This is a genomic window from Roseomonas sp. WA12 (assembly GCF_054165765.1).
This window is the reverse complement of the sequence record NZ_JBSTUI010000002.1, coordinates 221,467-237,800: the sequence shown is the minus strand read 5'-3', so window position 1 is coordinate 237,800 and position 16,334 is coordinate 221,467. Positions and strand designations below refer to the sequence as shown.

Sequence of the window (16,334 nt, the reverse complement as noted above, 5' to 3'; positions counted from 1 at the left end):
CTCGGCGGGAGCTGAAAGGTCAGGTCGGGATCAGGGCTGCAGCAGCGCGGTCGGACGTCCGGTCACTCGCGGCTAGCCCAGCGGCAACGCCAGCACGGTCCTCGGCACTTCGGTTCTGGCTCATCTTCCGCTTGCCCTCGAGCCGCGTGATGGGGAGCCGCAGGCCCACGATCCCCTTGAGCTGCCCCCGGATGAAGCTCTCGGGTGCATCGGTGACGGCCCAGGGCGTGGCGTGGGCTCCCTCGTGGAGGTTCGTCAGCCGCGTCACGACCTCGAGCAGGCGGTCGGCATCGTCGAAGAACTCTACGGGGCCATAAGCATGGACGGCGACGTAGTTCCAGGTCGGCACGACCTTGTGGTGTTCCTGCTTGGACGGGTACCAGGAGGGACTGATGTAGGCGTCGGCCCCCATGAACAGCGCCATGGCGTCGCCTGCCGGTGGCAGCTTCCACTGCGTGTTCGCCCGAGCGACATGGCCATAGAGGGTGCCGTAGGCACCTTCATCCGGCACCACGAAAAGCGGCAACGGCGTCGCAAGCAGGCCCTCGGACGTCGCGGTGACGAGGTTCGCTAGCCGCGCTTCCCGAAGCGTGCCGTGCAGGGCGGCGAGATCATCCTCACGGAAGGCGGGCGGGACGTACATCGGCTGGGCTCCCCAATCGGGCTGGAACGTGCCCCGCCGATGGTCCACAAGGAACGTCCAGTTTCCTTGGAATGTATTGGGCCAGTCGCCGCGATGAGGCCGCAAAAACCCACGCCCGAGCGGGTCACACACAAGATCAGCGAGACGATCAAGACGCAGATCGCCTCTGGCCTGCTTGCCCCGGGTGCCCAGCTACCCTCCACCCGGTCACTGGCGGCAGAGTGGGGGGTCTCGCGGACCACGGTCACGGCCGCCTACGAGCAGCTCATCGCGGAAGGGTACCTGGAGACGCGGCAGGGCTCCCTGGCGCAGGTCGCGAGGGACCTTAGCCAAGTTCCCCCTAAGCCCGGGCAACCCACCACTCGCGTAGTCCCTGACCGGCTATCTGCCTTCGGGGAGAGACTGGCGGCCTTTCCGCTGCCCTCACTCGCCGGTCCGATGCGGCTGACGGTCGATTTCCGTTACGGGGATCTGGCGGCTGATGACTTCCCGGTGCTGGCCTGGAGGAAGGCAGTTACCGGCGTCGTCCTGCGCCGCAGGCCTCGGCTCCGGTACGAGGATCCCCGCGGCTTGCCCGGCTTGCGGACCGCCTTGCAGGGATATCTGTGGAGGGCGCGTGGCCTGCGCTGCGAACCGGGGCAGGTCATCGTGGTCAGCGGCTCTCAGCAGGGCCTCGACCTCTGCGCACGGCTGCTGCTCGATCCGGGCGACCAGGCCGTGATGGAGAACCCGGGCTATAACCTCGCGCGCCAGGTCTTCCTGGGCGTCGGGGCGGATGTCGTTCCAGTCGCAGTAGACCAGGACGGCATGCGGACGGAGAACGTGCCTCCGGCCCGGCTGGCCTACGTCACGCCGTCGCACCAGTTTCCCCTCGGGGGCGTCATGTCGGTTGGCCGTCGGCGGGAACTCCTCGCCTGGGCACGGCACGCGGGCGCCCATGTCATTGAGGACGACTACGACAGCGAGTACCGCTACGACATTGCCCCGATCCCGACCGTCCAGGCCATGGATGGCGCCGGACGGGTCATCTACCTCGGCACGGTTTCCAAGACACTCTCACCGACGCTGCGCCTCGGCTACCTCGTGGTTCCGGCCGAGCTGTCGGACGCCTTCGCCCAGGCGAAGCGGCTGGCAGACCGGCATGCGCCCGGCCTGGAACAGGAAGCCCTGGCGGACCTGATCGAGAGCGGCGCCTACGAGCGGCATGTCCGACGGGTGCGGCGCCGCAACGGCGAGCGGCGTGCCGCCCTGCTGGCAGCGCTTTCGGCCGAGCTGGGCGATGAGGTGACCGTGGTTGGCGCTGATGCGGGGCTGCACGTCGTCGCCTGGCTGAACAACATTCCCCGTGTGGCCGAGGAGGACTTTGCCGGGCAAGCGGTCAGTGTCGGTCTCGGCATCTATCCGATCAGCCCATTGTACGACGGCGCGGGAAGTGCGTCGCGCCCGGACTGTGCCGGTTTCATCCTTGGCTATGCCGCCCTCTCCGTGACGAGCATCGAGAAGGGCATCGGCCTGCTGGCCAAGCTGACCCGCTCATACAAGCCGGGTTGAGCGAGGTCGATGACGCCCACGCAGCAGACGTTCCGCATCGCGCCAGTTCCAGCTACGGCGGTTCAGCGCCCATCTCGGCTACCAGCCATGCGCACCTCGCTACCCGTGAGTAGACATCCCCTGAAGCAAAAGGGCTACCCATCGATGATGCTTTTGGCCCTACGTTGATTCACATTGGCGCTTCGGCCGACATCCGTGCTGCTTCCGCGTCTCTTGCTGGAGGCGAGCCGAACATCCTGCCGTACTCGCGCGTGAACTGGGGCACGCTCTCGTAGCCAACAGCGAAGGCCGCGCTGCTCGCCGAGCGGCCTTCGCCCCGCATTAGGCGCCGCGCCTCTATCAGCCGCAACTGCTTCTGGAACTGCAGGGGCGAAAGCGAAGTCACGCTGCGGAAATGCTGATGGAAGGAGGACGGGCTCATCCCCGCGACGGCCGCCAAGCTTTCTACCGGCAGCGGCTCAGCGAAGCGGGTGCGCAGCACCGCTATTGCACGCGACACGCGCTCCACGTGCCCCCCCGGCCAGCCGATCCGCCGGACCGCTGCCCCATGCCGCCCGGCGAGCAGCCAATAGTGCAGCTCGCGCATCAGGGATGCCTGCAGCACCGGCATTGCCGCTGGGCGGTTAACCAGGCGCATGAGCCGGGTGGCCGCTTCCGTGACCTCGGCCTCGGTCGGGTCAACCTGGACCGCCTTGGCATCGGCGATAGCGGTCCCGTCCATCTGCAGGCTCAGATCGGCGACAATGGCAGGGTCCAGTTCGGCCACTACCGACAGATATGGCTCGGCCGCGCTCGCCCGTGTCACTTGGCTGACAGTGGGCACGTCGGCCGTGATCAGCAGCAGATCTCCAGCGCCGAAGCTGAAATCTTGCGTTCCCATGGTGACGCGCTTACCGCCCTGCACCACCAGGCAGGCGAGCGGGCGGGAGATGTCGTGCACCAACTCGCTGGGCGCTTCCGCGAGGACGGTGCTCAGGCCCGGGATGCCGGTGCGGGCGATGCCATAGCCGTCGGCATGCGCCTGGCCGTGGTGTCGGACCAGGTGGAGAAGGCTGCTCATGTGGCCACCCTAACGGTGGACGACCGTGGCAGGATACCGCTTTGGAGGATCAGGCAAGCAAGTCCGAGGTTCCGGTAAGGACGTCAGCGTGGCCAGGTAGAATGATCGTGGCGGCAAGCAAGGAGTTCAGCCATGACCACCATCTCCCTCGTCACCGGTGGTAGCCGCGGCCTCGGCCGCAACACGGCGCACAGCATCGCGGCCCGCGGCGGCGATGTCGTCATCACCTACCAGAGCCGCGCCAAGGAAGCCCAGGCGGTTGCTGCCGAAATCACCGCCACGGGTCGCAAGGCCATCGCATTGCAGCTCGATATCGGCAACGTCGCCACCTTTCCCGCTTTCGTTTCCGCTTTGCGGGCGGCATTGGGCGAGACCTGGAGGCGCGATACCTTCGACCACTTAGTGAACAATGCCGGGCACGGTGAGTATGCGCTAATTGCGGACACCACAGAGGCGCAGTTCGACCGGCTTGTCGACGTGCACTTCAAGGGCGCGTTTTTTCTTACCCAGGCGCTGCTGCCTTTGCTGGCGGACGGTGGCCGCATCGTCAACCTATCCTCTGGTCTGACGCGGGTCTCGGCACCGGGCTGGGCCGCATACTCGGCGGTGAAGGGCGCGGTGGAAGTGCTGTCCGTCTACATGGCCAAGGAACTGGGCGCGCGTGGCATTGCGGTTAACACGGTAGCGCCGGGGGCCATCGAAACCGACTTTTTCGGCGGAGCCGTGCGGGACACGCCGGAGTTCAACAAGTTCTTCGCGGACATGACGGCGCTGGGCCGCGTCGGGGTGGCTGACGATATCGGCCCGATGATCGCCAGCCTGCTCGGTTCCGACAACCGTTGGGTCAATGCGCAGCGCATCGAGGTGTCTGGCGGCCAGGGAATCTGATCGTCGACGCTGCCCACTGGATCGAAGGGATCGTTGGCAAAGTTGCCCAGGTTGACGACGAGGTCGGCGCCTGCGCGCGCAGATCAATCAGCACAGCTTCCAGAGCAAGCAGGTCACCGTGGGCGTCGCGCCGCAGTACGGGTAGGACCAACCGAGGCGCTCGTCGCCGAAAACGAAACTGGGAGAGACGTTCCTTCTGGCGCCGAAGCAGGCGCCTTCCTCGAACCCGTCGAATTCGGCGTCGTGCATGCCCCGGTGCCCTATATCGTCGAGACGCCGGTGACGGAGCAGGTCACGCTGCGCGAGGAGCATGTGGACGTGCAGCGGCGGTCGTTGGACCGCCCCCTGACGGATGCCGATGACGCCTTCCGCGAGCGCATCATCGACGCCACCGAGCACGCCGAGGAGGCCGTGGTGGCCAAGGAGGCGCGGGTGAAGGAGGAGCTGGTGATCCGCAAGGACTCCACCGAGCGCAGCGAGACTGTCCACGACACCGTGCGCCACACCGAAGTTGAGATCGAAGATACCACCACGGACGCGAACCGCGCGACGGCGGGCAGTGTCGCCTCCAGTGGCACCTCGGCCAACAACCCGACCGGCACGATGGCCAGCCGCACGGTGGACGAGACGCTGGGCACCAACATCAGCGGAACCAACTCCGACAAGCGCTGATTCCTGGAGGGTGGCGGGGTTTGCCGAAGCGGCCCCGCCACCTTCACGCTCGGTCGGGGGCGGTCCGTCATCCACCGTGCAGCAATAGCCCTGGGCTTCTCTCGGTACTCCTAATTGTGAAACTGCAAAGGATTCTCGAGGTTAACAGGGCACTGCTGCGGTGGGCACGGAGGTGTGTCCCGCAAGGCTGCTCCCCTTGGGGTCACTCCCCTTACGAGCACCACCGCAGTCCCTCCGTCCTTGAGGACCGCCATGTGCGACGTACTGGTTTTCGAGGATGACGACCTAGTACGGCAGTTTCTTACCGAGCTTCTCGAGGGAGAAGGCTTCGAAGTGGCGGCCTGTGCTACCCCTCAAGAAGCTCTATGTCGCATCGACAGCGTCCTCCCATGCCGGATGCTTGTGACTGATATCGACCTTGGCGTGGACGGGCTCGATGGCTTCGCGGTAGCGCGCCGGGTCCGTTCAGCACGTTTAAATCTTCCTGTTCTCTACTTCAGCGGTCGTCCCCACCACATGAACGAGCGTTCCCTCGGTCCGTGTGAGGACTTTATTGGCAAGCCGTTCCGGGTGACTGATCTGCTTGGGAAGCTGCACGGACTTGGTATCGCTCCGCCTGGCGGTGCAAATGCCTAACTCGCCCCTCTGCTTCCAGATCTGGCGGTCTCAATGAAATGCGACGTCTTGGTCCTTGATGACGATGAACTGGTTCTGGACGTGACGGTCCAAGCCTTGGAGGATGCGGGCTACATCGTGCAGATGGCCGAGACTACAGCCGCAGCCTTGCATTACCTCGAGGGTTCGGGACCCTGCCAAGTGCTCCTGACCGATATCAACCTGGGCGAACCGCTGAACGGCTTCGCCGTCGTAGAGCGGGCTCGGGTCGCTCGCCCAGACATCAAGGTTATCTACTACTCGGGTCTACCGGGTAATTGGCATGGTCGCCCCTTGGGCGAGCAGGAGCGGCGGCTGGCCAAGCCCTTCAGCTTCGAAGACTTGCTCGAGGTGATGAGAGAGCTGAAGGCTTGGCCCAGCAACCCCCCGGAACTCGGTGCCCGGTCGTCTTTCTAGACTGCCGCGCATCCGTGACATTCGCAGCCTGCCAAGCATGATGCGTGAGATGAGTTCAGCCCGGCTGAGATGCCCCTAACTCGATGCGCCAGGCTTCCCAGGATATCAGCGCTCGCAACAGTCCATCTACCAAGGGAGCCGTTGGGATGGGCGACCCGACAAACACCGTGCCTGATCCAATATCTTGATCTGGCCACCCTCCTTCAGAGTGGCCAGCCGACTGGCTGTTACGGAGGCCGGTCTCCGTCAGCTCTGGCCTGTCTTCAACTCAGCCACGTTACAATCGCGGTAGCTGGCGATGGCGTCCTCGATCAAGGCATCGTCCACCTCCGCCCTCACTACAATTCGACCGCCTCGTTGACCTTCTGGGACACCACCCTCGGCTACGTCCGCTGCATCTGCTCCAGAAACAACAGTGCCCGAGGAGTTCTCCGGACCCTCGGCTATGGCCTGAATACGCTTCCGATCAAGGCCGTGATCCTGCACTAGGTGCTCAACGGCTATCTCGGCATCACGGCGGGTGTTGAAGTAGCCTGTAATAACTTGGGTCATCGTTTCGACATCCTGTTACGATACAGAAACGCTCCATGCCGACTAGGAATGCCCGGGGACTAGGCTGCTGATCCCTCGGTACCTTGGCGGAGCACAAGGCGCCTATGGCTGCTCGTGGAAGAGCTCATAGACGAACTTCCGAAAGAGTCTGTCTGCCGAGACGCTCAGCGATACCGCGCCAGCCAGTGTGCGTAGGGCGCGGGTAATGTCGCCCAGGCGGGGTTCTCCACGCCAAGTGCTTTGGCTGCTGCATAGGGCCAGTGCGGGCTCGCGAGCAGCGGACGGCCCAATGTCACCAGGTCAACCTTGCCGTCCCGCACCAGCGCATCGGCTTCGTCCGGCTTGGAGATGTACCAGCTCGTCGTGCCCGGGAGGTGCGTATCCCGGCGCACCTGCTGGCAGATACCGGCCATGAAGTTCGGTCCCCAGGGGATCTTGGCCTCGGGCGTGTTGAAGCCGATCGAGACGTCAACGAAGTCCAGCCCCTCTTGCTTCATCCGAGAGAGCAAGGCAGTCGCCTCGCCCAGCATGGCCTCGTTGCCATCGAACTCCACAACGCTGAGGCGAACCGCCAGCGGCCTCTCTTCGGGCCAGACCTTACGCACGGCGATCAGGGTCTCCAGAAGGAACCGCGCCCGGTTCTCGGCACTACCGCCATAGGCGTCGCTACGGTGGTTCGATAACGGCGAGAAGAAGTTCTGGGCCAGGTAGCCATGAGCCATGTGGAGCTCGAGCCAGCCGAAGTTGAGATCGCGCGCCCGGATCACGGCATTGACGGTTTCCTGCTGCACCCGGGCTATGTCGTCGAGTGTCATCTCGCGCGGTACCCGGGGCAGATCGCCGCCGAATGCGATCGGAGATGCAGCGATGGTCGGCCAGGCATTCGGCTGGCCCTCGGGGATATGGTCGTCGCCTTCCCAAGGACGGTTGGCAGAGGCCTTTCGCCCGGCATGGCCGATCTGGATACCGGGAACCGCTCCGGCATCACGGATTGCCTCCACCACCGGGCGCACTGCCTCGACCTGGGCGTCGTTCCAGAGGCCGAGATCGCCCCAAGTGATGCGCCCCTCCGGCGACACTGCCGTCGCCTCCACGATCACCAACCCCGCCCCTCCACGCGCAAGGGACACGTAGTGGGCCCGGTGCCACTCGTTCATGACGCCGTCCACCGCCATGTACTGGCACATCGGCGACACCACGATGCGGTTGCGCAGCGTGGCGCCTTTCAGGGTGTAGGGATCGAACAGGCCAGCCATGATAGTCACCTCATGCGATATCGGCCCTTAGTTCGATATTCATCGAACAAAAGACAAGAGCGGCTGCTGTGCAGGGAGCGAAAATGGGGCGGTCAGAGCAGACCCTGGCGAGCCGTCGGGACAAGGCACAGCCGACCGTGCTGCGCCTCGAGAAAGTCCTACACGCGCTGAGCGACCCTACCCGCCTGGCCATCGTGGTGCAGTTGCACCACGAGGGTGAGAGCAGCTGTGCAGTCCTGGATGGCGGTCGTCCAAAGTCGACCATGTCGCATCACTTCCGCGTCTTGCGGGAGGCAGGCGTGCTTCAGACCACCGTTCACGGCGTCACGCATATGAATCGGCTCTGCCGCGAACCGCTCGAGGCTGCATTCCCAGGCCTTCTGGCCTCGATCATCTCGGCCGCGGGCAGGGTGGACTGACCGCGACCTCCAATGTCTTGCTGCAAGTTGGGCCATTGGGCAGGCGTGAGGCGCGCATGTACGTCTTGCTGGTTGCTCCTCTCGCGGAACCCGCCGCGGGGGTTGGCGCTACCATCGTTGAAACCGCGGATCCACAAGGTGACCGATCCCGGGATCGCGTTGCTGCGCGTCACTCCGGTGGCAGTTTCGACTGCTGAAGGTGTGGTGCTCTGTGCTGCTGTGGTGGGGCGGGGGCGGAGTGGTCGGGAACCCTTCGGCGCCGAAGAGCTCGACAACGAGAACATTGACTACAGGGTGCGGTAAAAATCGGCGGCTCAGATTGCGGTGTCGTCCATCTGTCCCTGGCACAGGGTACGGCAGTTCTCCGCTTGCACCGGCTTCAGGGGCTAGCCGTCCACTCCGGGGAAAATGTAGCTCAAGCAGGACCACCTCGCTCGCCACTTCGACCCAGACGACCTGCAGGCGAACGCGGAACTCCGAACGATGCTGCAGGCTCACGCCCTGCCGCTCTCGATCCCGCACCCCACCGCCGCCGACATCCCCCACGCCGCACCGAAGATCCTGTTACAGTACGCTGCCAGGCGCTCGCCCCCGCTGGCCTCGTCGCGGAAGGCGATGTGCCCGTCCGGGCGCACGAGCACGAGCGCAGGGGTGCCCTCGAGCCCGTAGGCGCCATGGGCCTTGCCATCCAGATCCGACAGCACGGGGAGCTGCGCACCTTCGAGAAGCGGTCCCGCCAGCACGAGGCGTGGGCGGACCCAGCTCCACGGCGCGACGGCGCGTATCGCCTCGCGCAACGCGGGATGTGCCTCCCCGGATCTTCCGTCGAAGCACAGCAGTGTCCAGCCCGTCGTCAGGCCGTCCGGGTTGTAGAGGAAGGGGAACAACGTGGTTGCTGCGCCGTCATGAACGACCTCCGCGTCGGGCGCCCGCTCGCCGGGTCGTGCCCCAGGCCGCAGCATCCGCCCCAGCCCGGACAGATGATCCTCGTTCAGGATGCTCTCGGGGTAGGTCACCCCTATCTGCTGCATGTCGTCCGTTCCCTGCAGCAGCGAACCGAGCTTCGGCAGAGCTGAGGCAGCCAGACCCAGCACTGCGTCCGTCACCGCACCGCGATAGACGGTCCAGCGGAAGCCGCGCACCTGCTGGGTGGAGAGCCGGGCGTGCTCGCCGCCGCGCTCGCCGTCGTAGGATTGCAGGACGACCGGCGCGGCCTGCCCCCGTAGGGCCATGGCCAGCCGCCACCCGATCTCCACCGCGTCGTGCAGGCCAGCATTCATTCCCTGGCCTCCGATCGGCAGGGAAAGATGGCCGGCGTCGCCCGCGAGGAACACACGCCCCCGCGCGTAGCCGGGAGAGACGCCGTATTGGAAGCGGCTGTGGGTCAGCCAGACCGGATCGGTCAGTGTCAGGGTTTCGTCGCCCGTGACCTCGCGGGCGACCGCCTGGATCTCTTCCAGCGTCGGGTCGCGGTCCGGCACGCCGGTGTCGTCGGCCAGGAAGAACAGCCGGTGGTAGCCGCCCCAGACTGGCATGATGCCCGCAAAGCCGCGCTCGTAGTAGAAGAACCACAACTGGTCTGCCCCGCCGGAGCGCCGCCAGGACAGGCGAGCGTCGACCTGCCGGTTCATACAGCCCTCGAGCCGCGTGGTCTCGAAGTCGAGGTCGACCAGGGGGCGCACCGTGCTGTCCGCGCCGTCCGCGGCCACGAGGTAGCGGCAGCGCAGCCTCTCCGTCCCGCCGTCCTCCCGCTCGATCACCACGGTGACGCCGGTCTCGTCGGGCGCGATGTCGACGACCTTGCACCCGCGTTCCATGCGCCCGCCCCGCGTCTCGAAGGCTTGGACGAGGGTGCGCTCGATCACGTCCTGACCGCTGTACAGAACCCTAGGATAGGGGCTCGCGACATCCGCGATGGGGATAGGCGTCGTTGGCGTACCGTTGAGGGAGAAGTTGATCGTGTGGATGGCGTAGGCCTGGTCGGCGAGAGCGTCGCGCAACCCGATGCTCGCCAGCAGCTCCTGCGGCCGTGCCCAGAGATTGTTGGCCCGGGAGTAGGCCTTCACCTCCGTGCGCTGCTCCAGCAGCAGGCAATCGACGCCGTGGTGGCGCAGCGCACAGCCCGTTGTCAGGCCGACAGGACCTGCGCCGACGACGATCACCTCCGCGTCCCAGCGGGGAGTGACAGGGGCATCGATGGTGTTGGGCGCGCCGGTCATGCGTCGATCTCCTGACGAGTGGACGCGGCGATGGCCGCAATCTGGTGGTGGGAAGACTGGATCCGCGCCTGGAGTGCGCGGAGAAGTGCGCTGGCGGCCTCCATGGCCTCTGGCGGCAGACCGTCCGTCAGCACGTCCGCCCAGAGGTCCTGGCGCGCCATCGCCTCCGCATAGGCCGTCTCTCCAGCGGGGGTCATCGCCACGATCGAGGCCCGGCGATGGTGGGGGTTGGGTTCGAGGCGGAGAAGGCCGTCAGCCAGCATGTCACCGACGATACGCTGCACCGACTGCCGTGCGAGGCCCATGTTGCGGGCGATGTGGGCGACAGGAAGCGGAGCCGGTGACAGGGCAATGGCACCCAGCACCTGCCACCGGGCGCTCGAAAGGCCAAGATCCCGGACCAGGACATCACCTGCCTCGAGCAGATCACCGTTAATCCGGAACACCTCGACCACGAGCCGGGACAGGGCTTCCCGAGCCTGCCCGGACGTATCCCGGGGCCCTCTCGACAACGATCTCATGCTCACCCACCTCTTGTCACAGCGAGCTGTCAATATGACAGTAAGCTGTCTATCCTAGCATGAACATGCGGCTGGTCCTTCGGTTTCGCCTTCGCCAGGTGCCCTCGATACAACGGCGTTGACCCGGGGGGCGCTGTCTTACCGCGACGATGGCCGGAACTGGCGCAACATGGACAAGTCCTGACTATCCGCCGCGTGTTCATACTCCGCGGCCGTCCTGGCGCGGGGCCGCCCGGTCGCGGGGCTGTCGGCCAGGACGGACACTCTCGGCAGGTGGCGTTCCTTGCAGGTGTTGGCGGCGGCGGTGGGTTGCAGAGCAGGCCTGCTGCTGTTCCGGCCCGGGTGTTGCTTGGCTAGAAGGCTCTGGACGCCGTCAAGGAACTCTCAGACCCATGAACCGCATGAGCCGCCGCAGCCTTCTCGGCGCGGGCCTCGGGACGAGCATCAACCCCGCCGCCTTCGCCCAGCAGGGCGTGAACTGGCCGAGCCGCCCCATTCGCCTGATCGTTCCCTACGCCGCGGGCGGCCCGTCTGACGTCCTGGCGCGCGCTATCCAGGTGCCCCTGCAGGCATCCCTTGGCCAATCCGTGGTGGTGGACAACCGGCCGGGCGGCGGCGCCATCATCGGCACGGAAGCCGCTGCGCGTGCGGATGACGGGTATAGCTTCCTGGTCGCCGACAGCCCGCACACCATCATCCCCGCCGTGCAACCCCGGGTGCCCTACGACCCGGTGAACGACTTCGTGCCTGTGACGCTCTTCGGCGCCGTCTCAATGCTCCTCGCAGTCAATCCGGGCTTCCCGGCGCAGACCCTGCCCGACTTCCTGGCGGCCGCCCGGGCGAAGGAGGGTGCCATCACCTTCGGGAGCTCGGGCGTCGGCAGCCTAACCCACCTGCTTCCGGAATGGCTGGGGCTGCTGACCCGGACCTCCTTCACCACCGTGCCCTATCGCGGCTCCGGCCCGGCGCTGCTCGACGTCGTGGGAGGGCAGCTCAACGCGATCTTCACCTCCACTCTCTCGGCCGCGGGGCCTCTCCGGGATGCCCAGGTCCGCCCGCTCGCGGTGGCGTCCGTGGCGAGGACCTCTGCCCTGCCGGAAGTCATGACCTTTCGGGAAGAAAGCATCGACATGATCTCGAGCAACTGGTGGGGGGTGCTCGCCCCGCGCTCCACCCCGGCTCCGATTGTAGGGCGGCTGAACGAGGCGCTCGGCGCAGCCATGGACGACACCGCCGTGAAGACCCGCTTCGAGACGCTCGGGATCGAGGCCCGGCCGCGCGGCCCCGGTCCCTTCGCCGAACTGCTGAAGGCGGAGTTCGAGAACTGGGCGAGGGTCGCCCGCGATGCCGGGGTGAAGGTGCAGTGACCGCGCCCGACGCCTTCCTCCAGGCCCTTCGGGCCGATCGCGGCGCCCTTGAGGCCGATTTCAACGCTCTCTGCGACCGGGGTGGGCGCCTTCAGGGGACGCCGAGCGCGGATGCGGCATTCGCTTTCATCCACGATGCAATGATCGGCGTCGGCGCAGGGCACCTCTCCTCACCGCGCACCGCCTATCACGGGTGGACGTTGGAGCAGGTCGCCATCTCCCTACCGGGCGTGACGGCTAAGATCCCCTGCGCGTCCCTCGTCGGCTCGGTCCCGACGCCCCCGGAGGGGGTGGAACTGGAGGTGGTCGATCTCGGCCGCGGGACGCCGGAGGAGATCGCGGCCGCCGCGGACAGAGTGCGCGGCCGGGCCGTCCTGCTCCGCCACGAGTACGCCTTCGCGACGGAGACCATCCACCGGCGCGTCAAGCTTCGGGCCGCAGCCGAGGCGGGCGCGGCCGCTGTGGTCATGGTGCAGCCCTTCGAGGGCTACGGCCCGGTCTCGGGTGGCGCGAACCTGTGCCCGGTGCCCGGCTTCGGGGTCGGCATTGAGGGCGCGCGGCGCATGCTGGAGGAGGGCCGGGCGCGCTTCTTCCTTCAGGCGCGCCACCACCCGGCCGAGACGGTGAACCACGTGCTGGACATCCCTGGCGCTGGTCCAGGCCGCATCGTGCTCTCGGCACATCTCGACGGGCACCCGCTGGCTGAGAGCGCGCTGGACAACGCGACGGGAGTAGCGGCGCTGCTCAGCCTCGCACGTGCTGCGGCCCCCCTTGTCGGCAGCCTGTCACGCGGCCTGACTGTCTGTGTCTTCGGAGCCGAGGAGTGGTCCTTGTCCGGCTCACGAGCCTGGCTCGCGGGACTGCCGCGGGCCGAGGTGGAGGCGATGGCGATGAACCTGAATCTCGACAGCATAGCCGGGTCGCCGAACCTGACCGCCCTGACCTCCGGCTATCCCGCGCTCGGAGGGTTCGTCCAGGATGCGGCCGCGGCAGCGGGGCACGACCTGGCCGTGCACCTCCCCGTCTCGGTCAGCAGCGACCACGCAAACTTCGCGCATCACGGCGTCCCCGCCATGCGCCTGATTGCGGGCTTCAACGAGCCTGCGAGCCGCTTGTCCCGCTTGCTGACCGCGGCGGACACTCGGGACGTGATGGAGCCAGACGAGCTTGCCCGGGCGACAGAAATCGCGGCGTCTATCCTGTGGAAGGCGCTCACGGCCGGGCCCGCCGAGATGGCCGCCTTGCGGGTTGGGACGCCGGATATCAATGGCCCAATGGCGACCCTGTCGCCACTACCGACTGCACAGTAGAGGCTGGCGCGCCCCGTTAGACGGCTAGGTGCCCTGTACGTCGGGGGCAGGAGCACGATGAGGAAGTTGGAAGATGTCTTCGCAGGACTGGCGAGGTCGGAGTTCAGGCGACGTTTCAAGCTTGGTGGCCGGGATGCGGACTACCTCCGTGCCAGAGGGCGCGAGATCATGCTCTCGCACGCGCGGAAGTTCGTTATAGAGCGCCTCGCGCCCGCGCAGCCCGCCTGTGACGGCGAACAGACGCCGATGCGCGGTCACCCGGTCTTCGTCGCTCAGCATGCCACAGCCACCTGCTGCCGAACCTGTCTTGCCAAGTGGCACGCCATTCCGGCCGGACGGGCACTCACGGAGGCCGAGCAGGAGCACGTCGTCCTGGCCCTTGCGCGCTGGCTTGATGCCCAGGAAGCGATGAGGGACGCGCAGCCAGGATTGTCCTTCCAGTGATCGGTTGCGGAGAGATAGCGAGAGTATGCGGAAGGGCTCTCCTTTGTAGGCTAGGGCAGTGCGTGGGCCGAGCGCGTCATAGAATGTGCGGAGGAGGTAAGACGCCCCTAGCCGGGCAGCAGACGCCAAGCACCGACGAGGTTGCCGCCCAGCAGGGGTTTCCGGTGCCCCTCGATCAGCATTCGCCGCACCGCACTTCCCCAACCTGTGCGCACCTCCGTCCAATGAGGCCTGCTATCTGAAGACACGTTGCTTGACCGAGACTGCGGCGAGGCACTCGGGCGCAAGTCTTGATTTCGCGCCTGTGGATGTCGATCTCCCGGCCCGAGACCCCGGTCCGGGCCCCTCTGGCACAGGTATCCTTGGCGGCCCGTGTGATGTCGGATCCTTTGCTTCCGACGCCAGATGGAGCCATTCATGTTCCGTGACCTGTTTCTCGCGCTGATTAACCTCCTGATCGTCGAGCCCGCTCAGACCGAGTTCAACACTCGCCTCGCCCAGCTTGGCGCACCACCAACCATAATGAGGGACGTCAGCAGCTGTGTCTCGGCCGCCCCTCCTGTGCTTACCGAGATCTACGCTGGGGATCCGGTCCGTGGCGTCCTCACGGCAGCCAGGGTCTGGATGGGCCTGACGACCTACGAGGCCGTGCTACAGGCCGACGTCCCAGCATGTGGGCCCGTCTTGCAGGCCGCTCAGCCCTATCTCTCACGCAGTGGTAGCTGAGCCTGTCGAGGCTGTCGGAAGCGAGCGGTCCGGCGTCAGTCGGCCTTCACTCCGGCGTCCTGCAGCACTCGCTGCCACTTGTCGGCCTCGGCACGGAGGAAAGCGTCGACCGAAGATGGCGTGCTCTCCCGCACTACGGTGAGATCTAGGCATCTCGAAGGGCCAGGACAGACGGGATCGCCTTGCGCACCTGGAAATAGCCACGCGTCGTGTGTGGCCAGACAAGATCGTCCCATCTCCGGCGGATGCGGATGCAGCCCTTCGGCAGAGCTTCCGCCGATGGTCCGACAGGCGCCCAGGCCGTCACCAACGGCAGGTCGCCATCCCAGCCTTCATCAACGGCACCGGACGGGCAGGAGAAGCGCTCCGCCGCCCGGGCGAGAGCGTCAGCCATCGCTGTCTCGTCGGCACGGCAAAGGTGCTCGGCAGCCCCAGGAGCGTGTCTCAGTAGCCCGCCAACCCGCATCACGCGGGCGCCGCTCAGTTGCAGGCTCTCGGGGTACAAGTCGTCGAGGTGTAGCAGCAGCGCCACCTCGCCTGTCGGCTCCGGATCGGCCGGAGGCAATGGCACGGTGGGGGGTGGCGAGGCCTCCTCCAGCGGCGACGGATTCTCGTCCAAGCCGTTTGGCGAGAAACGCCCGTCAGTATAGCGGCGGACGTTCTCCGCACGGGCGATATAGTGTTTGCCACGCGTATGCAGACCGGCCACCCAGCGCCAGGACAGGGTGTTACTGGCAGGGTCGCCGTCGAGCAGGTGGCGCAGGAAGAACTCCGCCCCCAGCGCCCAGGGCAGGCGCAACGTGAAGATCCAGATGGATGCGAACCACATGCGGGCGTGGTTGTGTAGCCAGCCGTGCTCCACTAGCTCCTGCGCCCAGTCATCGAAGCCCTCGATGCCCGTCCGCCCGGCGACAGCGTCTTCGTACGCCCGTCGTAGCCCAGACTGCGTGGCGAGCCGGTTACGATCCTCTTTCGCCAGTTGCAGATAATCCGTCCAGATCGAGGGGTGCGACTCCAGGTATCCCTTGAAGTAGGAGCGCCAGAAGACTTCCTCGACGAACTTACCGGCCTCAAGCGGCCCGTGCGTGGAAAGAGCGGCATCGATCACCTCCTCTTCCAGCAGCAGGCGGCGGCGCAGGTATGGCGACAGAGCAGTGGTGGTGCGGGCAGTGCAAGGCCCACGGTCGGTGTTGCGTCCCTTAGCGTAAGCCGGACCTGTACTCGGGAGCACCCGGGCGAGATGGTTCAGCGCTTCGGCGCGGGTGAGATCAAAGCTATCCGGCATGGTCGCCATGTGGGACCTCCCAGTCCCTTGACGAGGGCAGGAGGGATCAGTCAGCCGCGTGTCTTCATCCTGGGCGAGCCATGGATAACTCGCTCGACTACGGCGATTTGGTCGGAGCCGACCTAGCGCGCGACGGGAGGTTCCTACTTACTGAACTAACCGTGGTCGCGGGCGGTCTAGATCGCCTGCGCGGAGTGATCCGGCTGGCGGCAGCTCCGCACCCATCCCAGCTGTTCGCGTGACGTTGTGGCGCCTTTGAGACCCGGCACCGCCATCCAGGCGGCATGACGCAGGCTGACGTCTGCTGCCGCGGTAGCGCCATCGCGGGGCGGGTAGCGCAGGATGGAGGT

The 16,334-nt window shown here is 66.2% G+C and carries 17 protein-coding genes; 9 read left to right on the top strand and 8 right to left on the bottom strand.

Translation table 11 applies throughout. The annotated features are described in order from the left end of the window. Positions 1 to 19: 19 nt before the first annotated feature. Positions 20 to 643 carry an FMN-binding negative transcriptional regulator gene (locus ACVBD7_RS23620; RefSeq protein WP_458097953.1) on the bottom strand — a complete coding sequence of 208 codons (624 nt, stop codon included), beginning with the start codon at positions 641 to 643 and terminating at the stop codon, positions 20 to 22. A 39-nt stretch (positions 644 to 682) separates the two neighbouring features. Between ACVBD7_RS23620 and pdxR the strand changes: the two genes are divergently transcribed. Further along, positions 683 to 2,194, top strand: a complete 1,512-nt coding sequence (gene pdxR / locus ACVBD7_RS23615; protein WP_458098367.1) for a MocR-like pyridoxine biosynthesis transcription factor PdxR — start codon at positions 683 to 685, stop codon at positions 2,192 to 2,194. 169 nt (positions 2,195 to 2,363) lie between these two features. Here the strand turns inward: pdxR and ACVBD7_RS23610 are convergent, their stop codons facing one another. Then, positions 2,364 to 3,254, bottom strand: coding sequence for an AraC family transcriptional regulator N-terminal domain-containing protein (locus tag ACVBD7_RS23610; protein WP_458097952.1), 891 nt, complete (start codon positions 3,252 to 3,254; stop codon positions 2,364 to 2,366). Between the two features lie 132 nt (positions 3,255 to 3,386). Here ACVBD7_RS23610 and ACVBD7_RS23605 point away from each other — a divergent pair, with 132 nt between their 5' ends. Further along, a complete protein-coding gene (locus tag ACVBD7_RS23605; RefSeq protein ID WP_458097951.1) occupies positions 3,387 to 4,142 on the top strand; it encodes an SDR family NAD(P)-dependent oxidoreductase in 756 nt (251 codons plus the stop codon). An 87-nt stretch (positions 4,143 to 4,229) separates the two neighbouring features. Here ACVBD7_RS23605 and ACVBD7_RS23600 read toward each other — a convergent pair whose 3' ends face one another. Then, positions 4,230 to 4,391 carry a hypothetical protein gene (locus tag ACVBD7_RS23600; protein WP_458097950.1) on the bottom strand — a complete coding sequence of 54 codons (162 nt, stop codon included), beginning with the start codon at positions 4,389 to 4,391 and terminating at the stop codon, positions 4,230 to 4,232. On the opposite strand from ACVBD7_RS23600, the gene ACVBD7_RS23595 reads away from it, so the two are divergent. The 3 genes from ACVBD7_RS23595 to ACVBD7_RS23585 all read left to right on the top strand — a co-directional run bounded on the left by ACVBD7_RS23595 (position 4,386) and on the right by ACVBD7_RS23585 (position 5,885). Then, on the top strand, positions 4,386 to 4,814 hold the full coding sequence (locus tag ACVBD7_RS23595) for a YsnF/AvaK domain-containing protein (RefSeq protein ID WP_458097949.1): 429 nt from the start codon (positions 4,386 to 4,388) through the stop codon (positions 4,812 to 4,814). The genes ACVBD7_RS23600 and ACVBD7_RS23595 overlap by 6 nt on opposite strands. A gap of 252 nt (positions 4,815 to 5,066) precedes the next feature. After that, entirely contained in the window at positions 5,067 to 5,450 is a 384-nt protein-coding gene (locus tag ACVBD7_RS23590) for a response regulator (RefSeq protein WP_458097948.1), read from the top strand. A gap of 48 nt (positions 5,451 to 5,498) precedes the next feature. Continuing rightward, on the top strand, positions 5,499 to 5,885 hold the full coding sequence (locus ACVBD7_RS23585) for a response regulator (protein ID WP_458097947.1): 387 nt from the start codon (positions 5,499 to 5,501) through the stop codon (positions 5,883 to 5,885). 246 nt (positions 5,886 to 6,131) lie between these two features. Here the strand turns inward: ACVBD7_RS23585 and ACVBD7_RS23580 are convergent, their stop codons facing one another. Then, positions 6,132 to 6,437, bottom strand: coding sequence for a hypothetical protein (locus ACVBD7_RS23580; RefSeq protein WP_458097946.1), 306 nt, complete (start codon positions 6,435 to 6,437; stop codon positions 6,132 to 6,134). A gap of 164 nt (positions 6,438 to 6,601) precedes the next feature. Beyond that, on the bottom strand, positions 6,602 to 7,693 hold the full coding sequence (locus ACVBD7_RS23575; protein WP_458097945.1) for an NADH:flavin oxidoreductase/NADH oxidase: 1,092 nt from the start codon (positions 7,691 to 7,693) through the stop codon (positions 6,602 to 6,604). An 83-nt stretch (positions 7,694 to 7,776) separates the two neighbouring features. Here ACVBD7_RS23575 and ACVBD7_RS23570 point away from each other — a divergent pair, with 83 nt between their 5' ends. Then, positions 7,777 to 8,112: an ArsR/SmtB family transcription factor gene (locus ACVBD7_RS23570; RefSeq protein WP_458097944.1), complete on the top strand. Its 336-nt coding sequence runs from the start codon at positions 7,777 to 7,779 to the stop codon at positions 8,110 to 8,112. 494 nt (positions 8,113 to 8,606) lie between these two features. Here ACVBD7_RS23570 and ACVBD7_RS23565 read toward each other — a convergent pair whose 3' ends face one another. Both ACVBD7_RS23565 and ACVBD7_RS23560 read right to left on the bottom strand, forming a co-directional pair. Next, complete coding sequence (locus ACVBD7_RS23565; protein ID WP_458097943.1) at positions 8,607 to 10,331, bottom strand: FAD-dependent monooxygenase; 1,725 nt, start codon at positions 10,329 to 10,331, stop codon at positions 8,607 to 8,609. Then, entirely contained in the window at positions 10,328 to 10,786 is a 459-nt protein-coding gene (locus ACVBD7_RS23560; RefSeq protein WP_458097942.1) for a MarR family winged helix-turn-helix transcriptional regulator, read from the bottom strand. The genes ACVBD7_RS23565 and ACVBD7_RS23560 overlap by 4 nt, the downstream gene beginning before the upstream one ends. A 458-nt stretch (positions 10,787 to 11,244) precedes the next feature. On the opposite strand from ACVBD7_RS23560, the gene ACVBD7_RS23555 reads away from it, so the two are divergent. Genes ACVBD7_RS23555 through ACVBD7_RS23545 form a run of 3 tightly spaced genes read left to right on the top strand, consistent with a single transcriptional unit; the run spans position 11,245 to position 13,973 of the window. Next, positions 11,245 to 12,219, top strand: a complete 975-nt coding sequence (locus ACVBD7_RS23555) for a Bug family tripartite tricarboxylate transporter substrate binding protein (protein ID WP_458097941.1) — start codon at positions 11,245 to 11,247, stop codon at positions 12,217 to 12,219. Then, positions 12,216 to 13,529: a M28 family metallopeptidase gene (locus ACVBD7_RS23550; RefSeq protein WP_458097940.1), complete on the top strand. Its 1,314-nt coding sequence runs from the start codon at positions 12,216 to 12,218 to the stop codon at positions 13,527 to 13,529. The genes ACVBD7_RS23555 and ACVBD7_RS23550 overlap by 4 nt, the downstream gene beginning before the upstream one ends. Positions 13,530 to 13,586: 57 nt before the next feature. Beyond that, positions 13,587 to 13,973 carry a DUF4186 domain-containing protein gene (locus tag ACVBD7_RS23545; RefSeq protein ID WP_458097939.1) on the top strand — a complete coding sequence of 129 codons (387 nt, stop codon included), beginning with the start codon at positions 13,587 to 13,589 and terminating at the stop codon, positions 13,971 to 13,973. An 871-nt stretch (positions 13,974 to 14,844) separates the two neighbouring features. Here the strand turns inward: ACVBD7_RS23545 and ACVBD7_RS23540 are convergent. Next, positions 14,845 to 15,993, bottom strand: a complete 1,149-nt coding sequence (locus ACVBD7_RS23540) for an FAD-binding domain-containing protein (protein WP_458097938.1) — start codon at positions 15,991 to 15,993, stop codon at positions 14,845 to 14,847. Between the last annotated feature and the right edge of the window lie 341 nt (positions 15,994 to 16,334).

Excerpts from the sequence above, each read along its gene's own strand:
- ACVBD7_RS23565 (WP_458097943.1), bottom strand. The coding sequence starts at position 10,331 with ATGACCGGCGCGCCCAACACCATCGATGCCCCTGTCACTCCCCGCTGG.
- ACVBD7_RS23540 (WP_458097938.1), bottom strand. The coding sequence starts at position 15,993 with ATGGCGACCATGCCGGATAGCTTTGATCTCACCCGCGCCGAAGCGCTG.
- ACVBD7_RS23555 (WP_458097941.1), top strand. The coding sequence starts at position 11,245 with ATGAACCGCATGAGCCGCCGCAGCCTTCTCGGCGCGGGCCTCGGGACG.
- ACVBD7_RS23575 (WP_458097945.1), bottom strand. The coding sequence starts at position 7,693 with ATGGCTGGCCTGTTCGATCCCTACACCCTGAAAGGCGCCACGCTGCGC.
- ACVBD7_RS23580 (WP_458097946.1), bottom strand. The coding sequence starts at position 6,437 with ATGACCCAAGTTATTACAGGCTACTTCAACACCCGCCGTGATGCCGAG.
- ACVBD7_RS23600 (WP_458097950.1), bottom strand. The coding sequence starts at position 4,391 with ATGCACGACGCCGAATTCGACGGGTTCGAGGAAGGCGCCTGCTTCGGC.
- ACVBD7_RS23620 (WP_458097953.1), bottom strand. The coding sequence starts at position 643 with ATGTACGTCCCGCCCGCCTTCCGTGAGGATGATCTCGCCGCCCTGCAC.
- ACVBD7_RS23605 (WP_458097951.1), top strand. The coding sequence starts at position 3,387 with ATGACCACCATCTCCCTCGTCACCGGTGGTAGCCGCGGCCTCGGCCGC.
- ACVBD7_RS23610 (WP_458097952.1), bottom strand. The coding sequence starts at position 3,254 with ATGAGCAGCCTTCTCCACCTGGTCCGACACCACGGCCAGGCGCATGCC.
- ACVBD7_RS23570 (WP_458097944.1), top strand. The coding sequence starts at position 7,777 with ATGGGGCGGTCAGAGCAGACCCTGGCGAGCCGTCGGGACAAGGCACAG.
- ACVBD7_RS23545 (WP_458097939.1), top strand. The coding sequence starts at position 13,587 with ATGAGGAAGTTGGAAGATGTCTTCGCAGGACTGGCGAGGTCGGAGTTC.
- pdxR (WP_458098367.1), top strand. The coding sequence starts at position 683 with ATGGTCCACAAGGAACGTCCAGTTTCCTTGGAATGTATTGGGCCAGTC.
- ACVBD7_RS23590 (WP_458097948.1), top strand. The coding sequence starts at position 5,067 with ATGTGCGACGTACTGGTTTTCGAGGATGACGACCTAGTACGGCAGTTT.